Annotated in this window: 1 protein-coding gene; it reads right to left on the reverse strand. The window is 60.1% G+C overall.

The features are described 5' to 3' along the window. A protein-coding gene (locus C8N38_RS21020; protein WP_108029042.1) for an IS3 family transposase occupies nucleotides 1-1,040 on the reverse strand; the annotation gives its coding sequence in 2 pieces (ribosomal slippage) (nucleotides 1-779 and nucleotides 779-1,040; 1,041 coding nt annotated over the 2 pieces). This gene is flagged as partial in the annotation. Nucleotides 1,041-1,121 lie beyond the last annotated feature (81 nt).

Genomic DNA, 1,121 nt, shown 5'->3' on the forward strand with positions numbered 1-1,121 from the left:
CGCGCTGTGGGGTCGGTCCTCGTTGTAGTGTCGACGCCAAGCTTCCAACTTTTCGCGGGCGTCGGCAAGGCTCATGAACCAGTGGGCGTTCAGGCATTCAGACCGGAGCTTGCTGTTGAACGCCTCGATGAACCCGTTGTCGGTCGGTTTCCCCGGTCGCGAGAAGTCCAGGGTGACGTCGTTCGCATAGGCCCAGAGGTCGAGGTCGCGGGAGATGAACTCGCTGCCATTGTCAACCCTGATCGTCTTCGGGTAGCCGACCTTGGCGCAGACCTTCTCCAGCATTTGCACGACGTCTTCACCGCGGTAGGCGAAGCGGGGATCGGCTGCCGGACAGAGCCGGGAATGGGTGTCTACCACCGTCAGGATGCGGAGCTTCTTGCCCATGGCGAGCTGGTCGTGAACGAAGTCCATCGCCCAGACATCGTTCGGGCCGACTGCTTCCTGGCGATCTTCCCGTAGCTTTGCCTTCACCCTGCGCTTCGGGTGCTCGTTGCGCAACTGAAGGCCTAACTCGTTGTAGATCCTGCGGGTCTTCTTCATGTTGATCACCCATCCTTCCCGTCGCAGCAGGACATGCACGCGGCGATAGCCATACCGCACACGCGTCTCGCAGATCTCCTTGATCCGCATCTCGACGGCAGCCTGGTCCGTCCGCCGGGACTTGTAGTGGTAGCTGGACGTGTCGAAGCAGATGGCCCCACAAGCCTTCCGGATCGACACACCCCAGTCGACGCACATCCCGGTCACGATCTCTCGCAGACGCCCAGGCTTCAGAGCTTTCGGCGGATCACGTCCTGCAACATCTCCCGATCGAGGGTCAGATCGGCCACGATCTTCTTCAGTCGCGTGTTCTCGTCCTCGAGCGCCTTCAGCCGACGCATCTCGTCCGGCAGCAACCCGCCATACTTTTTCTTCCAGTTAAAGTAGGTCGCCTGACTAATGCCCGCCTTGCGGCAGATCTCCGCGACGGGCGTGCCTTGTTCCCCCTGCTTCAGGATGAACGCCTTCTGTGCTTCCGTGAACTTCGATGCCTTCATGCGTTTCCGCTCCTCTCCCAGCCAGGAAAGATTAGCCGAAAACTCCAGCTTCAAACGGTCCAGTTTTCAGGGAACAGAGCA

Origin of the sequence: Rhodovulum kholense (assembly GCF_003053725.1) — a bacterium.
Taxonomy (GTDB): Bacteria; Pseudomonadota; Alphaproteobacteria; order Rhodobacterales; family Rhodobacteraceae; genus Rhodovulum; species Rhodovulum kholense.